Source organism: Stieleria varia, from assembly GCF_038443385.1.
GTDB lineage: Bacteria > Planctomycetota > Planctomycetia > Pirellulales > Pirellulaceae > Stieleria > Stieleria varia.
Window position 1 is genome coordinate 4,393,772 of sequence record NZ_CP151726.1, and the last position, 17,987, is coordinate 4,411,758.

Annotated in this window: 8 protein-coding genes; all 8 read left to right on the forward strand. The window is 56.5% G+C overall.

Going from position 1 to position 17,987, the window contains the following annotated elements:
- The first annotated feature begins 956 nt into the window (after window positions 1-956).
- The 8 genes from Pla52nx_RS14785 (at window position 957) to Pla52nx_RS14820 (ending at window position 17,927) form a co-directional block, all read left to right on the forward strand.
- Window positions 957-2,039: an exosortase/archaeosortase family protein gene (locus tag Pla52nx_RS14785; RefSeq protein ID WP_231742192.1), complete on the forward strand. Its 1,083-nt coding sequence runs from the start codon at window positions 957-959 to the stop codon at window positions 2,037-2,039.
- A 109-nt stretch (window positions 2,040-2,148) separates the two neighbouring features.
- Window positions 2,149-4,446 carry a polysaccharide biosynthesis tyrosine autokinase gene (locus Pla52nx_RS14790; protein WP_146521702.1) on the forward strand — a complete coding sequence of 766 codons (2,298 nt, stop codon included), beginning with the start codon at window positions 2,149-2,151 and terminating at the stop codon, window positions 4,444-4,446.
- 990 nt (window positions 4,447-5,436) lie between these two features.
- Window positions 5,437-10,212 carry a tetratricopeptide repeat protein gene (locus Pla52nx_RS14795; protein WP_146521705.1) on the forward strand — a complete coding sequence of 1,592 codons (4,776 nt, stop codon included), beginning with the start codon at window positions 5,437-5,439 and terminating at the stop codon, window positions 10,210-10,212.
- 1,194 nt (window positions 10,213-11,406) lie between these two features.
- On the forward strand, window positions 11,407-12,084 hold the full coding sequence (locus Pla52nx_RS14800; RefSeq protein WP_146521706.1) for an exosortase-associated EpsI family protein: 678 nt from the start codon (window positions 11,407-11,409) through the stop codon (window positions 12,082-12,084).
- A gap of 753 nt (window positions 12,085-12,837) precedes the next feature.
- Window positions 12,838-13,761, forward strand: a complete 924-nt coding sequence (locus tag Pla52nx_RS14805; RefSeq protein ID WP_146521707.1) for a sugar transferase — start codon at window positions 12,838-12,840, stop codon at window positions 13,759-13,761.
- A 677-nt stretch (window positions 13,762-14,438) separates the two neighbouring features.
- Window positions 14,439-15,338, forward strand: a complete 900-nt coding sequence (locus tag Pla52nx_RS14810; RefSeq protein ID WP_231742198.1) for an XrtA system polysaccharide deacetylase — start codon at window positions 14,439-14,441, stop codon at window positions 15,336-15,338.
- Complete coding sequence (locus Pla52nx_RS14815) at window positions 15,335-16,672, forward strand: O-antigen ligase family protein (protein ID WP_146521709.1); 1,338 nt, start codon at window positions 15,335-15,337, stop codon at window positions 16,670-16,672. The genes Pla52nx_RS14810 and Pla52nx_RS14815 overlap by 4 nt, the downstream gene beginning before the upstream one ends.
- Window positions 16,673-17,042: 370 nt before the next feature.
- Window positions 17,043-17,927 (forward strand): ABC transporter permease, encoded by an 885-nt coding sequence (locus tag Pla52nx_RS14820; RefSeq protein ID WP_146521710.1) that lies wholly within the window; start codon window positions 17,043-17,045, stop codon window positions 17,925-17,927.
- Window positions 17,928-17,987: the final 60 nt, after the last annotated feature.

Genomic DNA, 17,987 nt, shown 5'->3' on the forward strand with positions numbered 1-17,987 from the left:
GCCGGACCTTGCGGGGGGTATAGGGTTGTGAATTTGCCCCTTCAACGCCTTTTAGGTGCCGGCGAGATGGTTCAAGAGCAGCCTCGTGACGGCCAGGTCTTGTCATCGTTAGCTATCAGATGCTGCACACCCCAAGAGCTTATCTTTCGCTTTTTCCCCTCAAATCATTGACGATTCCATTGCCTCTGCATAGATTAGCTCGACCTCGTGCGTTTTACAGACTCGATCAGAATGTGTTCGTGTCACCCTGCCGAGTTCGATAATAGAAGCACCCCCCGATTGTTCACGATTCTAAGAATTTGAACATTTTTTTGGGTACAGGCAAGGTGTTTGCGGAATAACCGTTCTGATCCCTAAATGTGGTTGCCGTCTCAATATGAGACGTCACCCAGATGGACGAAGTCTGCGCAAACCGAGGGCCAGTGAAGATAGATAGGTCAGGTAGGTTGGCTTTCCATTCCCGCGCCTGACGGATGAGCAGCGATGAACGACGCTAGTGCATCGTCCAGTCTTAGAACGTGGGTTCGGTAGATGAGCCGTTTTGGCGTTAGCCACGGTTTTCGTGACACAACCGTGGCTAACGCCAAACGGCTAACCCCAAAATCAAGTAGATGAGCCGTTTTGGCGTTAGCCACGGTTTTCGTGACACAACCGTGGCTAACGCCAAACGGCTAACCCCAAAATCAAGACCGGATGATGCACTAGAAATACTCTTGCACAGGCTCATGATCATCCACGTCAGAAAACGCCCGCATGAGGCGAAACCCTCCAAGTACGTCAGTCTTTCCAGACTGACCCGCCCCCCAAGTACGTCAGTCTTTCCAGGCTGACCCGCCCCTCAAGTACGTCAGTCTTTCCAGACTGACTCACCCCCCTGAAATGTCAGCCAAGAAGGGCTGACGTACAAAGCACTCCCCGCTCGGCAAAAACACAAGACTCACTGGTGATCCGTCACATTGGCTAATCGAAAGAAACGCAAGAAACCGCCGGCGGTAGGTCGGGAGGCTCTGGAGTCCGCGAAAGCAAGAAGCGGTTCCGGCGCGACTTCAGGTCACTCCAGTAGCAACGCGGCTGTCAAATCGGCGGCGAAACGCGTCGGTCGACCTGACACGGCTCGCCCGAAATCTGGACCCGCGAGATTGATGCCCATCAGCGAGCTCAATCTCGGGACGTCATTCTGGGTCGCCGTTGCGGCGATTGTGATTGCAACACTGTTTTCCTTTTGGCCGACATTGCGTTGGCTGGAGCAACAGTGGCGAACGGAGCCGGATTACTCGCACGGCTACCTGATGATCCCGTTGGCATTGATCGTTCTCAAGATGCGGTGGGAATGGTTTCCTGGGGTACGATCCAAAGTCGACTGGCGAGGACTGTCGTTGATCGGATTGGCGATCCTGATGCGAGTGGTTGGTCGATTGGCTTACATGGATTTCATGGACGGCTGGGCATTGGTCCCAATGATCGCCGGGATCGTTTGGCTTCTGTTCGGTTGGCCAGCATTGCGATGGGCGGCGCCGGCGATCGCCCTGCTGATCATGTTGGTCCCGCTGCCCTATCGAGCCGAAAGCCTGCTGAGTTGGAAATTGCAGGGCGTCGCAACCTCACTCAGCACCATCATGCTGCGGATTCTTGGGCAGCCGGCGATCGCGGAAGGACACACGATCTGGATCGGCGAGACCCGCATGATGGTCGAGGACGCGTGCTCGGGGATGCGGATCTTTGTGGGCATGTTCGCCCTGGCATTCTTTTGGTGTGCCACGGTGCGACGCAGTTGGATGGATCGTGTCGTCATCCTGATCGCAGCTCTACCGGCTGCCGTGTTGGTCAACTCGCTCCGAATCACTGCCACAAGTATTTTGTACGGATACTTTCCATCGTCCAGTGCTCGTCACATGATTCACGACATCAGTGGTTATCTGATGATCGTCGTCGGTGCCGTGTTATTATGGGGCGTCAAGGCCTACTGGGAAAACCTGTACCGACCGTTGGTTGTCGTCAACCCGGCGGAACGCTTGAGTCAGCCGACGGCGGCAAACTGAATTTGGGAAATGGGAATCGGATGCTGAGGTTTTCACTCAACAGCCGATTCGGCCGGGATGGCCAACGAGATCGATATCATCTGGTATGAGTATTACTTAGGAATCAAACGTGGAATCAAATACTTCTACGATGCACCCCAACTCGACAATGAATCCGGGCAGCGGGCCGCGTTCCAATGGAGTCAGGACCTATGAAGGTTTGCGACGTCCTGACGAGAAGCCCAACAGCGGATACGAGTTTGACCCGAGACTGATCTGGGTCACGATTCGCCGCTGCTGGTTGTGGGCGACGCCCATCGGCCTGGCTCTCGCCGCGCTCGCCGCCTACGGGGTGTATGCCACCTTTGTACCGATCTATCAAGCAACCCACTTGATGGAAGCCAACCAAGACTTCGTGGTCTTCCGTGGCGTCATGCCCACGTCATCAAACCTTGCCGCGACGGAAAAGCAACTCATCACGACCGACTTGGTTTTGGACAATGTGCTGACCGACCCAGAAATCCAGGCAACCGGTCACTTCGTGAACATGGATGACGCCAAGCATTCGCTGAGAAAGAACCTCGGCATAGGAAACGCGGGTACCAATTCGCTTCTGTCCATCAGCTTCAAACACCCCGATCCCCAGACGGCGGCTCTGGTCTGCAACAAGGTCACCGAGGCCTACCTGACGCAACGTGATCGGCTGGACAGCGAACGTGTGTCGAATCTCGAAAGTTGGCTTGCACCATCCATCGACCTCTGGAAAAGCGAAGTCCAATCGCATGAAAAGCGTGTTCGAGAACTGAGCAAAACGGCACTCGGATTCGATCCGACGCAGCGTGTAGAAGGCCTCGAGAACGACCTTTCGATCCTTGGAAGTCTTCGCCGCGACCTGGCAAATTTTATCGTGGAAGAATCCGTTCTTGAAGCCAAAGTTGCGATGCACAACGCCGGCATTCCCGACAAGACTGATATCGATGTCAAACTGCCAGAGTTGATTATCCCTGAACCGACGTCGGCCGAAATCGAAAGATTTGTTTCAAACGACTCCACTGTGAAACGGCATGCAGCTCGTATCGCACAACAGGAAGCAATCGTCCGCTCCATCGAAGATCGCGACATGGTTCGCATCAGCCGTGACTATTACAACGATTTGAAATCAAAGATCGCTGACACGCAGAAGGAACTTGACAAGGCCAAGGAAGTCGCCCGAGCAAAGGCAGCAGACGAAATCAAATCGCTTGCTACTGAAGTGGCACAGCGTGAACGCGCTGCCCAAATCGCACAGATGCAGTTTTCGACGAAGGCCAACATGGAGTCCAACCGCAAATCAGAACAAGAACAACTGGCGGCCCTGAAAGCCAAACGTGCGATTATCCAGCAAGAGTATGACGAGGAAAAGGCTCGCCTTGAGCAACATGGTGGTGACGCTGCCGATTTGCACTTTGCCCAAGAAGACCGTGAAATCGCCGTGGGCATTTTGGGGCAACTCAATCAACGCTTGGCCGCGATTCGCACCGAGCGTCGGCGTGGCAGCGGGGTTCACACACTGGCGGCAGCAACCGTTCCGACTCGCCCTATCGAGCCCATGCCGACCAAGAACATGGCGGTGGCCGGTGCCGGCGCATTCGCAATCCCGTTCCTGCTGGGACTGCTCTGGGAATTCCGATCTCAGCGAATCTGTGATGCCGCAGCCCTGGGCTCCAAAGACCTGGCGCCGGTGATCGGAGAAGTCGCTCGAATCCCCACCAAAGTCGGCGTCGGCAAACGACAACGAGTCTTTGAGGAAAGCATCGATACGCTACGTGCGAACCTGATGCTCTCCAAAGACACCCAAGGTGTCCGCACGATCGCGATCGCCAGCAGCATGTCCGGTGAAGGAAAAAGCAGTGTGGCGTCGCAACTCGCGATCTCGCTCGCCAAAGCCTGTGGCAAGACCGTCCTGTTGATCGATGCTGACCTGCGCAGCCCCGACCAACACGATATCTTTGGTTTGGAGATGGGCCCCGGATTGGCCAAGGTCCTGTCGGGTGAAGCCACATTCGATGAGGCGGTGGACCGCACACTGGGTGACCTGGTCCACGTGATGCCGGCCGGACACATGAACATGAGTCCCCACCGATTGCTCAACGCATCCGCATTGCGAGAATTGCTCGATGACGCGTTGGCACAATACAGCTACGTGGTCGTTGACACCGCTCCCGTTCTGGCGGCCGGAGAAACACTGGCGGTGGCTGCCGAAACAGACGCCACTCTGGTTTGCGTGATGCGAGATGTTAGTCGAACCGACACCGTGGTCCGCAGCAGCCGACGGTTGGAAGCAGCCGGTGCCAACGTCGTCGGCACAGTCTTCAGCGGTGTGCCATACAGCAACTATGCGTATCGCTACGGCGACTACCGCTACCTCTCCCCCAAGCCCCGCGCCTAGCCCGGAATATTCATCAGTCGGCACGCGATAGCGTCCGGCTCCCCACCTCAGAAGTACGTCAGGCTTTCCAGCCTGACACACACTGGACTGCTCAAAGTTTGGTGTTGACATTGTTTTTCCAGTCCCTGTTTTTGTTCCATGCATCGCAATCAAAGTGAGCCTCAGGCGTTAGCCGTGGGCCGGCACCACAATCCGCCTCAGGCCCACGGCTAGCGCCTGAGGCTCACTGGGGGCCACCAGCTGCGTTGGCAGTAGGGACTTAAACTTGCGCAAACCCCAAAAAAAAACTACACCAAACTTTGAGCAGTCCAGCGATAGCCCCCGGTTCCCAACGAGCCTCAATCTAACAAGCCACGTAGCCGCGTCTCTCCGAGACGCGAATCGCGAGTCTGAGACAGACTCGCCTACGTGCCCCCCAAGTACGTCAGGCACTGTACGTCAGGCACTGTACGTCAGGCACTGTACGTCAGGCACTGTACGTCAGGCCCCCCCAAGTACGTCAGGCACTGTACGTCAGGCTTTCTAGCCTGACACCCACCCCCACATTCGACTTCCTAAGTCGAAAGCGCCCCAACCAAAATGGCTCCCCTCTCCCCCGGTTCCTAAGGAGCCTCAAGCGAGTTAGGAACCGGGGGAGAGGGGCTGGGGGTGAGGGGGCAAACTCGCTGCAAAGCAAATCGCAAATCGCACGCACAACGCAAACAGACACCCACCACAATCCGCAGTGAGCCGCGACGCGTAAGCGGCCGGGCCTACCGCATTGCCACTTGCCCTACGGCCCACGGCTCACCCTTGAGCTCCCAACACGGACTGAACCGGCAGCCCGTGGCAAACGCCGAAATTCACTCGCTCGCGCATCGTGCTGGTATCAAAGGGCAGGATTTCATCCTGCCAACCACCACCTAACCAAGACAAGTTAAAAACCTATCCCACATCGCTTCCCCCACCACTCATCTCTCTCTACACGACTTCGACTTGAACTCCATTCAAATGACTGACCAACAACGCGTCATGGGCGAGAAACGCGCCCAGCGTAGCGTTCGTTGGGAACTGAATCTTCCATGGCTGTTCTGGTCGCTGGCCATTGCCCTGCTGGTTTTTTTGGTCGCGATTGGATTGTACTGGTTCCAATCTCAACAGATCACCAGTTCGATCTTGGCCAAAGCGGACCAAGCACGCGAGAACGAAGACTGGGAAAAACAACTCCTGTGGCTGAGTCGCTATCGATTGCTGGATCCGACAAACACGGACGCCTTGGTTGCCTACGCAAAGGCGGCCAATCTGGCTGCGGATGCCCCACCGGCCAATCGGCTCGATCAAGTGGAACGGTCGCGAAAGTCGCTTCGCGACGCACTCGCGAGCTTGGCCGACCAAGACTCCACGCCAGAAATCGTAGCTCAGCAAGCCGAATTGCGGCGACTGCTGATCAAGCGGTTGATGCAGTACGGTCCACGTTACGCCGACGAAGCCGAACGACAGATCGTCCTGTTGGCCGCACCCAACGACGACGTGCAGATGCTGCGTGCAATGGCGTTCGCCCGCATCGGACAATCGGCGTCGGAACAAGCCGATAAGCGTGAGCCGGACAAGTTCTTTCAGGACAGCGATTTTTGGCTTTGGCTTTCTCAACAACCTCTGGGTGTTGTGACGTCCATGGCTTGGCAAGCCAACCCAACCGACATCGGCTTGGCGACATCACTGATCGATCAGTGCATCGGATCACCAGAGCTTTTTGGATCGACCGAAACGGGCGACGCGATTGATCCGACGCAAATGGCCAAACGAGTCATTGAGCAATTGCAAACACAGACGCAAAACGGTCAAGCCCAATGGGTCATCTACCGTTATCTGCAACAAACCCAACCCAAGTCCGCGGGCGACCATCTCCAGAAATTGGTGCCCCCTGCACTGAAGCGGCTCCAGGATCATGTCGCCCAACTCTCGGCAGTGGAAACGGCGGCTCTCACCACGACCGAATCCGCAAATGAGTCTTCGCCTGCGATCCCAGCACCGATTCTGTCGACGGCATCGGCGGTGGATCTCTACGAGCCACGTTGGGACTACGACTTGGTATTGGAATCGACGCAGCCAGCCCTGCAGTCCGCCGCCACCCAGGAAATACAAGTCACAGCGGGGGATCGCCTGGACGCATTGATGGCGATGCCCGACATGGCGGTCCCGAGTCCGATGGTCGAATCGGCGTACGTCAGTCGCGGTCGTTTGTACTGGAACACGGATGAAACGGAACAAGCGATTTCGATCTGGAAAGACGGAATCGAGCGACTCGGCGACAACTCACTCAACCTGCAATTGATTTACACGGGGGCGGTTGCTGAAAAGGGCACGGTTGCCGAGGCCAGTGAGTCAGCCGATCGCTTGGCGGACTTGGTTCGTCGCCAATCCTTGGCGTTGATGGGACCAGAGGGCGCTCGTTATTCGCAGTCGGAGCGTACCACGTTTCGCAAACAGTTGGACACCGCGACGTGGATGACCCAGTTGATACGCGGTCAGATCGCCTTGCGAGAAGGTCATTTGTCGGTCGCAATCGATCAACTCCAAACCGCCTTGGATTCACAATTCCCGATCAGTGACTCCGAACGTGTTCGTGCCGCGATCCTGCTGGCACAAGCGTTCGAGAAACGCGAGACCTGGGATCTGGCGGCGACCGCGTACGAACGAGCCATCAGCCTTTCCCCAGCGGACAACCAGTTCCGGGTCAACGCCGCTCGCGCATGGGCGCTCGCCGGCGACAGCAATCGTTCGCGACAACAATGGCAAGCGATCGATGGAGCGTCGATCCCCCTGCTGATCGCCCGAGCACAGGCCTTGCTCAGCGTGCAAATGTCGCTGCCTCCCGCCAAACGCGACTTCGTCGCCATCAACCGCAGCCTCGAAACGATTCGTGAGCAGTTGCGCAGCGTGCCCGATGACCAAGAAAAAGCTCGCAGTGAACTGCAGGCCCAATTGGAACTGCTGACCCTGGCGATCCCCGACTCCGACGACGGCCAACAACGCGAGCAGGCAATCGAGCGTTTGGAGTCACTGTCGGATCGATTCCCACAAAGTGCTCAAATGCAATCGGTCGCCGCACTGACGCTTGCATCGGCCGGCCGCCCCGAACGCTCCGAAGCCGCACTCAACCGGCTACTGAAAATCGTCGGCACAGAGTCGTATCAGTACCAGCAAACACTCGCCCGCACGCTTGTCGCACGCGGAATGCATGACGAAGCGGTCCGTGGTTTGGTCGAGCATGCCAAAGCGGTTGTGACCGATGCCGACGTCAGCTTGACCCTGGCTGCCGACATCGCACAAGTTCGCCAGCAGAATCAGTTGGCTTACCAATTGCTACAACAGATCCCCGAAACTCAACTCACCGCCGACACCCTATTCCGTCTGTTTTCGCTTTCGCTAACCCAAGGTGCGAAACCCACCGCGAATGAAGCGGATGGCGACCGCATCAAGGACGCGATGCAGTGGGAGAACAAGCTCAAGAAATTCGAGGGCGACGACGGCGCATGGTGGCGACTCGCTCGCGCCTCCCGCCTGATGTACCAGTGGGATCGGATGAACGAAAATGATCCCAAACGCTACGATCTGATCAAACAAGCCAGTGAGTTGCAAACCTTTATCCGCAACGCGAGACCACGTTGGGGAATGGGACTTGCCCTGGAAGGCTACATTGCCGCGCGACAGGGGGAACCCATTCGCGCGATCGATGCACTGCGTCGGGGCATCGACAGCGGTGACCGCCGCGTCTCCAGTATCCTGCTGTTGATCGATCAGTTGAACAAAGCCAATCGGGTTGCCGAAGCGGACGCGGAATTGATGCGTTTCGAAAGCATCATGGATACCGATTCCAACCTGACAGCACTGGCCGTCGCAATCGCGGCAAAGAAAGGGGACTACACCCAAGGATTGGAGCTGGCACGAGCCGGAGCCAACAGCAATCCGCACGATACGAGTGTGTGGTTGATCCTGGGTCAAACCGCCGCTCGTGCAGCACAAGCGACCGAGCAGCCTGACGCACGAAAGAAGTTGGTCGGCGAAGCCAAGAATGCTTACGACCGAGCGCTCAGCGAATCCAACGACAGCAGCTTGGCCGCCTACCAACTGCGTGTCCGACTGCAGGCGACGTTTTACGGCAACAAAGAAGTCCGATTGGAGTTGCAACAGGCGTTGAAAAGCAACGTCAGCGAACCGATGCGGTCCCTGTTCGTCGGACTCGCCTACTCGGAGCTCAAGGACTTTGAAACAGCCCTCCCGATCTTACAGCGGGCAGTCAAAATCGCACCCAACGATCCAGATGTCTTCATCGCATTGGCTGAGTTTTACCGGCTGGGACGCGATGACGCCAAGTCGATTGAGATGTTGGAGAAAGCCTACTCGCTCGCTCCGACTCGAACGGACGTCCGCAACAAACTGGCATTGGCCGTCGCACTGAGAGATGGTGCTGAGGTCCCCTGGCAACGACTGGATCAGTTGCTGCGTGGTGAGTCGGGCGGAACCGATCAGAACGAGTTGCTGCACGCGTTGATCCTGATCAATCGAGGTGATGAAAAACGCCAAGAACAAGCCGCACAGATCCTGAACGAATTGATTCGCGTCGGAGGCCCGGTCAGTGATGACGCGATGCGCATGCTGGCTGCTTTGGAACGCAGACGATGGCTCAGTGGCGAACCGGAATCGGACGAGTCGCGCAGGGCGTTTGCAGAAGCACGCCGGCTGTACACCGCGTTGACGCGACGTCCCAATCCCGCACCGATGGACCTGTATCGTTTCGCCGATCTCTTGCTGCGTGCCGATCAAACCACCGAAGTCGAAGGGTTGGCGGACAAGCTCGATGCGATCACCGGCGGCTCTCCCATTGGTTTGGACATCCGTCTCCGACTGGCCAAGAAATTAGGACAAGAAGAGAAGGCGGCTGAGCTGGCCAAGCAATGGGCACAACAAGCCGTGGAGTCGGGAACGATGTTGCAAGCCGGTGCCTGGGAAACCACCGGCCGCACACTTTCTAACCTCGGATATCACGACCAAGCCCTGGAGTGGCTGGAAAGGGCGTACGATGAAAACCCGGACACCTTCCGCGTCTTTGTCATTGCCCTGTCGCGAGCACGCAAGTTTGATCGCGCCATCGAGATTTGCAAAACGAACTACAAATCCAAAGGCCAGCCGGACGCCGTCGCTTTGCTGGCAGACGTCATGATCATCAGCGGTGACTTCATGACGGTACCGGAGGAGATCGAAGCGATCTTTACTGATGCGTTGGCGAAACACGAATCCGTCCCCAGATTGGTTGAATCCATCGGTTCACTCCGGCTGGCTCAAGAACGGTATCCGGAGTCGGTCGCGTTGTACGAGCGAGCGATCGAGTTGGCGCCGGACAACGGCCGCATCTTGAACAATCTGGCCATGGCGCTGTCGGAGATCCCAGGTCGTGAGCCGATGGCGTTGCCACGAATTCGCAAAGCGATCGACCTGTACGGACGCAGCCCAGAGTTGTTGGACACACAAGGCCTGGTGTTGTTACGAAACGACAAGGTGGACGAAGCCACCAAGGTGTTACGAGAAGCGATGGCGAGTTCGGATGACCCACGCTATCGATTCCACCTGCTGATGGCGTTGATGCGATCGGGCGACAAAGTGCAATCGCGAGCCGTCTGGGCGCAACTGGACGTCACCGCACTCAAAACAGCCGTCTTAACCCCCGCCGAGCGCCGAGACTTCGCCCTCATGCAAGAACAATTCGGCGCCCGCCGAACCCCATGACCACGTAGCCGCGTCTCTCCGAGACGTGAACCCATAGTCGTTCGACTTTCCAAGTCGAAAACGCAGCACAAGAAAATGGCTCCCCTCTCCACCAGACACCTCCCCCAAGGGACTTGGGGGAGGTCGAGCAAAGCCGCTGAGGCGAAAGCGAGGGAGGGGGCCGTCAGCCCAACAAAACGCCCGCAATCACCAATCGCCCTGAGCCGCGACGCGTAAGCGGCCGGGTACCTCACTACCCAATCAAGAAAATGGCTCCCCTCTCCCCCAGTTCCTAGTGAGCCTTAAGCGAGCTAGGAACTGGGGGAGAGGGGCAGGGGGTGAGGGGGCAATACCGCCCCAAACCAATTCACACCACCGAAAAGCCCCCACCACCAACCACGCTAAACCGCGACAACCTTCAGACACCTCCCTCAAGGAACTTGGGGGAGGTCGAGCAAAGCCGCTGAGGCGAATGCGAGGGAGGGGGCCGTCCACCCAACACAACGCCCGCCACCACCAAACGCCCTGAGCCGCGACGCGTAAGCGGCCGGGTCTTGCAACAACCATCACTACCACCCCGGCGCAATACCCGTGGCCTCGACGGCCAGCGGCTCAAAGCAACACGCCACCACCAACCACCCTGAGCCGCGACATTCCCAGACACCTCCCCCAAGTTCCTTGGGGGAGGTCGAGCTAAGCCGTCCAGGCGAAAGCGAGGGAGGGGGCCGTCAGCCCAACTAAACGCCCGGCCATTGCCAAACGCATGACGCCCCGGCGCAATACCCGTGGCCTCGACGGCCAGCGGCTCAAAGCAACAAGCCACCACCAACCGCCCTGAGCCGCGACGCGTAAGCGGCCGGGTCTTTGCAAAACGCCCATCAGCCGCAGGGCGATAGTCCCCGGTTCCCAGCCCAGATCATTCACAACCCGACGCGTAAGCGAGGGATACCTCCCAGCCCAGATGATTCATAACCCGACGCGTAAGCGAGGGATACTCGGCAAATCCCTCGCTTACGCGTCGGGTTATGAAAACCAATCATCCGCATGAATAATCCGAGCGAGCGATCCTGACGCACCAAACCACGTAGCCGCGTCTCTCCGAGACGCGAACCGCGAGTCTGAGACAGACTCGCCCACGAACCCACCGTCGCTCGCCTTTTCAAGTCGAAAACGCACCACCAACCCAGTCAGCCCAGAAAAACTGACGTACACCCGATGACCGAAACCACATCCAGCCCGCGAACCCGCTCCAGACGCTTCGGCAAACGAACCCGCGGCGTCACGATATGCGTCGCCGCCATTCTGTTGTCGGGGATTTTGCACGGCTACCTCGACGGACGTTGGGTGGACAAACCCAATCTACAGCGGATCGGCGCGCAGCTCGCCGAGTTGCCCAGCAAATGCGGCGACTGGGAACTGGCAGACGAAGGAGAACTCGATGAGCGGGCGGCTGAAATGCTGCAATGCCATGGATCCCTGGTCCGCGAATACTGGAATCCTGCAAGCGGTCAACGGGTCAACGTGGCGGTCTTGTTCGGCCCCCGCGGCCCGATCGCGGTCCACGTTCCCGAGATCTGTTACAGCAGCCGTGGAACCGAGCCCGCTGGACCGACAACCGTACTGACCTTGAAAACGGACGATCAGCTCGACCAACTTTGGCGAGTCGAGTTCCAACGTGAGGGCAGCGAAGAGCCGCACCTGGAAGTCTGTTATGGATGGAGCGACGGCGGCCGTTGGCAAGCGGCCAAGTACCCCAGGGTATGGCTCACCGACCAGCTTTACAAAGTGCAAGTAGCGGGACCACCAGGAACAGACGGCCAGCCATCACCCGTCCAAGATTTCCTAAAGTCGTTTCTACCAGCCCTCAACCACCAGATCTCCCAAAACACTTAACCCCCATGTACGTCAGGCTTTCCAGCCTGACCTACCCCCAAGTACCAGCACGAAGCGCAAGCGAGTGAACAAAACCTCGTGACTCACTCACCCGCGCGTCATCCTGGTATCAAAGCCAAACTCGCGAAATGTCAGCCAAGAAAGGCTGACGTACATCCCACCTCAAGTACGTCAGGCTTTCCAGCCTGACCTTCCCCATTGTCGTTCGACTTTCCAAGTCGAAAACGCCAATCCAAAAACAGTTCCTCGAAGCTTCCAAACCACGCGAACTGCGAGTCTGAGACAGACTCGCCTACGTGCCCAAGTACGTCAGGCTTTCTAGCCTGACCTACCACCCAAGTACGTCAGACACCGTACGCCAACCTTTCCAGCCTGACACACCCTCATTGTCGTTCGACTTTCCAAGTCGAAAACGCCAATCCAAAAACAGTTCCTCGAAGCTTCCAAACCACGCGAACCGCGAGTCTGAGACAGACTCGCCTACGTGGAGCCAAGTACGCCAACCTTTCCAGCCTGACCTACCTCCAAAATCCCCACCCAGCTGGCGTCAGCAACACCATTAGCGGCACCTACCGGCGCCCCAGCAAACCGACAACAGTTTTTCTACCGACGTCCCCTGCCTGTCATCCCCGTCAGACATCAAAACGTCACCCAGCAACATTCGCTTTGGCGGAAAGCATTCGTTGTTGTCACTCGTTATCGCCCCTAGTAGCTGCAACATAGATTTCACGGAAAAGGACGAGAGGACTCAGGATGCCAACGCTTGATGAATTGCTACCCGAGTATCGCTTTGCAACCAAACGCGACGAAACTCCGCTACCAACGCTGCCGCAGACCCATCGTCGCTATCGATACTTTGCCCGCAAAGATCGAGTCGAGCGAGCGATGGGTGCGTGCTTGTTGGTACCCGCATTGCCGGTGATCGCAGTGTGCTGGGTCGCCATCCGTCTGACCTCCAAAGGCCCCGGCCTGTTTCGACAAACCCGAGTCGGACGCGGCGGGCGAACGTTCGAAGTGTTGAAGCTGCGGACGATGCGACAAGACGCGGAAGCCGGTGGACCGCAGTGGTCCTCCAAAGGTGACCCACGGATCACACGATTGGGTCGCATCTTACGTTCACTGCATTTGGACGAGTTGCCTCAACTGGTCAACGTCGTCCGTGGAGAAATGGTGATCGTCGGACCGCGCCCTGAACGACCCGAGTTTGTCGAGCTGTTGACAGAAGAAATCCCAGGGTATCAGCGACGACTGATCGTCAAGCCGGGCATCACCGGACTATCGCAAATCAATCTGCCACCGGACACCGATCTCCGTAGCGTGCAGCGCAAACAAGTCCTGGATCTGCATCACATCGACAACGCCCATCTATGGTTTGACGCCCGGATGGTGATGTTGACCACATTGCGAGTCCTGTGCATCAGCAATGAAACTTTGACACGACTGATGGGTCTGGACCGCAAGCACTTGCTGGCTGAGTTACCGCCCACCAACGACCATCGTCACTCCGTGAGCTTGCAAGAGTTACTGGCACAAGCAAGGTTGCGGAAAGAGCTAGCGGAAATCGACATCGACGACGACATCGAAGACGCCGCGCAGGTCGACGGCCCAGGCGATTCCTGGAAAACCGACAGCGACAGCTATGACGACGACGCCACCCTAGCCCGCTCCCCCCGCTAATCCCCCCAAGTACGTCAGGCACCGTACGTCAGGCTTTCCAGCCTGACTTTACCCCCCCATCATTCGACATCCCAAGTCGAAAACGCAACCAAACAAAAACCACCACAATCCGCCCATCAGCCGCAGGGCGTTAGCCCCCGGTTCCCCACCTCACAAGTACGTCAGGCTTTCCAGCCTGACTTTCCCCCCCCATCATTCGACTCCCAAGTCGAAAACGCAAGAAAACAAAACCACCACAATCCGCCCATCAGCCGCAGGGCGTTAGCCCCCGGTTCCCCACCTTTCAAGTACGTCAGGCTTTCCAGCCTGACACACCCACCCCACATTCGACTTCCCCAGTCGAAAACGCAAGAAAACAAAACCACCACAATCCGCCCATCAGCCGCAGGGCGTTAGCCCCCGGTTCCCCACCTCACAAGTACGTCAGACTTTCCAGCCTGACTTTCCACTCCCCATCATTCGACTTCCCAAGTCGAAAACGCAACCAAACAAAACCACCGCAAAACTCCCATCAGCCGCAGGGCGTTAGCCCCCGGTTCCCCACCTCTCAAGTACGTCAGGCTTTCCAGCCTGACACTCCCCCCATCATTCGACTCCCAAGTCGAAAACGCAACCACTCCACCCCGGGTCACGCCATCGACCCGGAGGTTCGAGCGACAAAACCTCCTCCCCCGCTCTTGTCCACCCTCCCCAACATCCTCACCGTCGACGTCGAAGACTACTTCCAAGTCTCGGCGTTCGAGCACCGTATCTCTCGGGACCAGTGGAACAGCATCCCGTGCCGGGTCGAAGCGAGCACGGACAGGCTGCTGCAGCTCTTCGCCGACTGCAACGTCCACGGCACCTTCTTCGTGCTCGGCTGGGTCGCCAAGCATTACCCAACACTCGTTCGCCGAATCGCCGACGCCGGGCACGAACTAGCGTCGCACGGTTTCTGGCACCAATTGGTCTACAACCTGACCCCGGACGAATTCCGCCAAGACATCCGCGACAGCAAAGCAGCAATCGGCGACGCCACGGGCGTCGGCGTCACCGCCTACCGAGCCCCCAGTTTTTCGATCACCAACAAATCCATGTGGGCCTTGGACGTGCTCGTCGAAGAAGGCTTCACCGTCGACAGCAGCATCTTCCCCATCCGTCACGCACGCGGCGGCATGCCGGGCGCGAGACCCGACATCCACACCATCCAAACCCAGCACGGCCCGATCACCGAAATCCCCCCATCGGTCGGCCGTGTGGGCAAGCTAAAAGTCCCGATCGGCGGCGGCTACTTTCGCCTCTTCCCGCTGTCATTGACCCGGCAAGCGATACGCTCGATCCAAGCCCAAAACCGCCCCGCGATGCTGTACATCCACCCGTGGGAAATCGACCCCGAGCAACCGCGGGTCAGTGGCATCGGACGGAAAAGCCGTGCAAGACACTATGTGGGCTTGGGCCGAACTGAAAATCGCATGAGAAAGCTCTTCGCAACTGAGATATTTACGCCTTTGAGCGAGACATTGCGTAAAAACGCTACAGTCCCGGAAACTGAATTCACCTATTGCGAAACGGTCCAAGGGGAGGAACACGATAATTGATCAGCACGATCGTTATCTACGGAATCTTCGTCGCAATTTGTTTTGCTGCGTTAATACGCCCTTGGACAGGGGTGTTAGGATTCTATTTCTTTGCTGTTCTGGACCCTGGTTGGAATTGGCGGTGGGCGGTCGATCGCTATTTTCCGTTTCAAAAGTATATCTTCGCGTTTCTTGTGATTGGCTGGTTAATCAATGGGATGCCAGGGCTCAGGTACAACAGGCGGGACGCTGCACCAATTATAAGTCTCTTGTGTTTTCTTGCACTTGCTTACGCATCAAGTTCTTTCTCGATCGATGCATCACTGTCAAGCTGGTATCTTGACAAGTTGTGGAAAGTGGTGCTAGTTGCTATTGCAGCAGCGATCACTATTGATACACCTAAGAAATTGGTCGCATTGTTGTTCACTGTTGTGATTGCACAGTCGTGGAACGCATATCAAATCAATCTACAATATTTCCAAGACGGCTACTCTCTCTACGCCAGGATAACACAGTGGGGTACAAAGGGAGACAATAACGGCTACTCCATCCTGACCTTGCCTGTCATTGCGATGAGCATTTCGTTGGCAGCCTCTGACTTCCGGACGCAATGGCGATTGCTGGCGTTGGGGATTGCTGTTTTGCAAATCCACCAAATCATGTTGCTTGAGTCACGAGGAACCATGATCGGAGGTCTCGTCATGGCTGTAATGTTCTTCGTGTTTATGCAAAAAACAGGGCTGAACATTGCGGTAGTCGCAATGCTGCTCTTCGCAGGATTTCTACTTGCAGGTCCGTCGGTAGTGCGGGAGTTCACTTCTGCGTTCGAAGACGCTGGCAACAGAGACTCTTCTGCCGAGAGTCGTTTTCATCTATGGAAAGCTGGCTGGGAGATCACAAAGGATTACCCATTGCTCGGAGTTGGACCCTGGTGCGGCGCTTTGAAAGTGCCAGAATACTACGAAGGCGAGAGTTTGAGAGTAAAAAGAAAAGAATTGCATAACATCTTTTTTGAGCTAAGTACGGGAACAGGACTTCCCGCAACTGCTTTCTACCTCGGCTTCAGTGCGTTGCCTTGGTGGGCATGCTTCATGCATTGGTGGCGATCCCGAAGGATGCAAAACAGTATCCCAAACCACGCCGATTCAGTTTCGATCAACGCCGTATCGCTTGCAGTGCTTTGCGGACTTCCAGGCTATTTTGTGGCAAGCATGTTCAGTAGCGGAGTCCTACTGGAGACAAGTTACATCCTAGCATCTTGTGGATGCGTTGCATCTGCTCTATTCCGCAGGACGAACACTAACAGCGAAGAGTTATTGAGATCATTAGGACGCGATATACCACGGGTGAGTTAAGCAAAATCTTCGACTAGAAAGCAGCACAACTTACTCAACTGAGGGTCGCACGACCTGCAGTCGTATTTTAAACATACACCATATCGCGGCACTAGTGCCGAAATCGCGAGTTGAGGCTTGATACTAGCACGACGCGCAAGCGAATGAACCACCGTGTGTCATCCACTCGTTTGCGCTTCGTGCTGGTATTTGTATCGTTTCCAAACAAGGTCAATTGACGATCGCAGCACTAGGCAGATTACGCAAGTTAGCTAGCAGCGGCAGCCGTTGTGGGACTGGCCGTCGCATAGGATGGTCGCGTCGCTATGCTGCACTCCTAGCCAGCAGCCTGACGCTCTGACGAACAATGGCGAGATCGCCATAACAATCCATGAACGAAATAATCACACAAGAATCAATCGTCGAGCATGCCTCTGACCCAGAGCATTGGGACCTCGTTATCGAGCCACACGCCTCACTATTCTCCCTAAATCTAGGAGACGTCTGGCGATACCGCGACCTACTTTACCTATTCACTCGGCGTGACATTGTTTCATTCTATAAACAAACGATCCTGGGGCCGATATGGTTTTTCATCCAGCCAATCTTTACAACACTCGTCTACGTCTTGGTTTTTGGTAAAATTGCGAAACTTTCAACAGACGGAGCCCCCCAGGTCCTGTTCTACCTTTGTGGTGTAACCTTCTGGAACTATTTTTCCGAGTGCTTCAACAAAACGGCAACGGTCTTCAGGGACAACGCAGGCCTTTTTGGAAAGGTGTATTTCCCGCGAGTCATCACTCCTCTGTCAATTGTCGCATCGAACCTCGTTCGCTTCACCATTCAGTTCGCGCTGTTTCTCCTGTTCTTAAGCTGGTACGCGTACCGGGGACAAGCGTTCCCTAACCCCGTCGCCTTCTTGCTCCCGTTAACGGTCTTGATAATGGCAATGATGGGATTGTCATTCGGGATGCTATTCTCGGCACTTACGACCAAGTATCGCGACATGGTGTTTCTGCTGCAGTTCGGTGTGCAATTGCTGATGTATGCGACGCCTGTGATATACCCAGTCTCCCAGATGCCGCCAAACATAGGCGCTGTGCTTGCCTGGAATCCGTTAGCCCCGTTGTTTGAGGCGACTCGATACGGATTCCTTGGCGCAGGTGAATTTTCGGTGTCGGGAATCGTGTACGCCGCAACTTTCGCTGCCGTTTCCCTGCTGTGTGCTACGATCGTTTTCAACCGTGTCGAGCGCACGTTCATGGACACTGTTTGAAGGATGAGATCATCCAACACGATTCCGCGAGCGGCTCGGCGGGACTGTCTGGGCACTCGA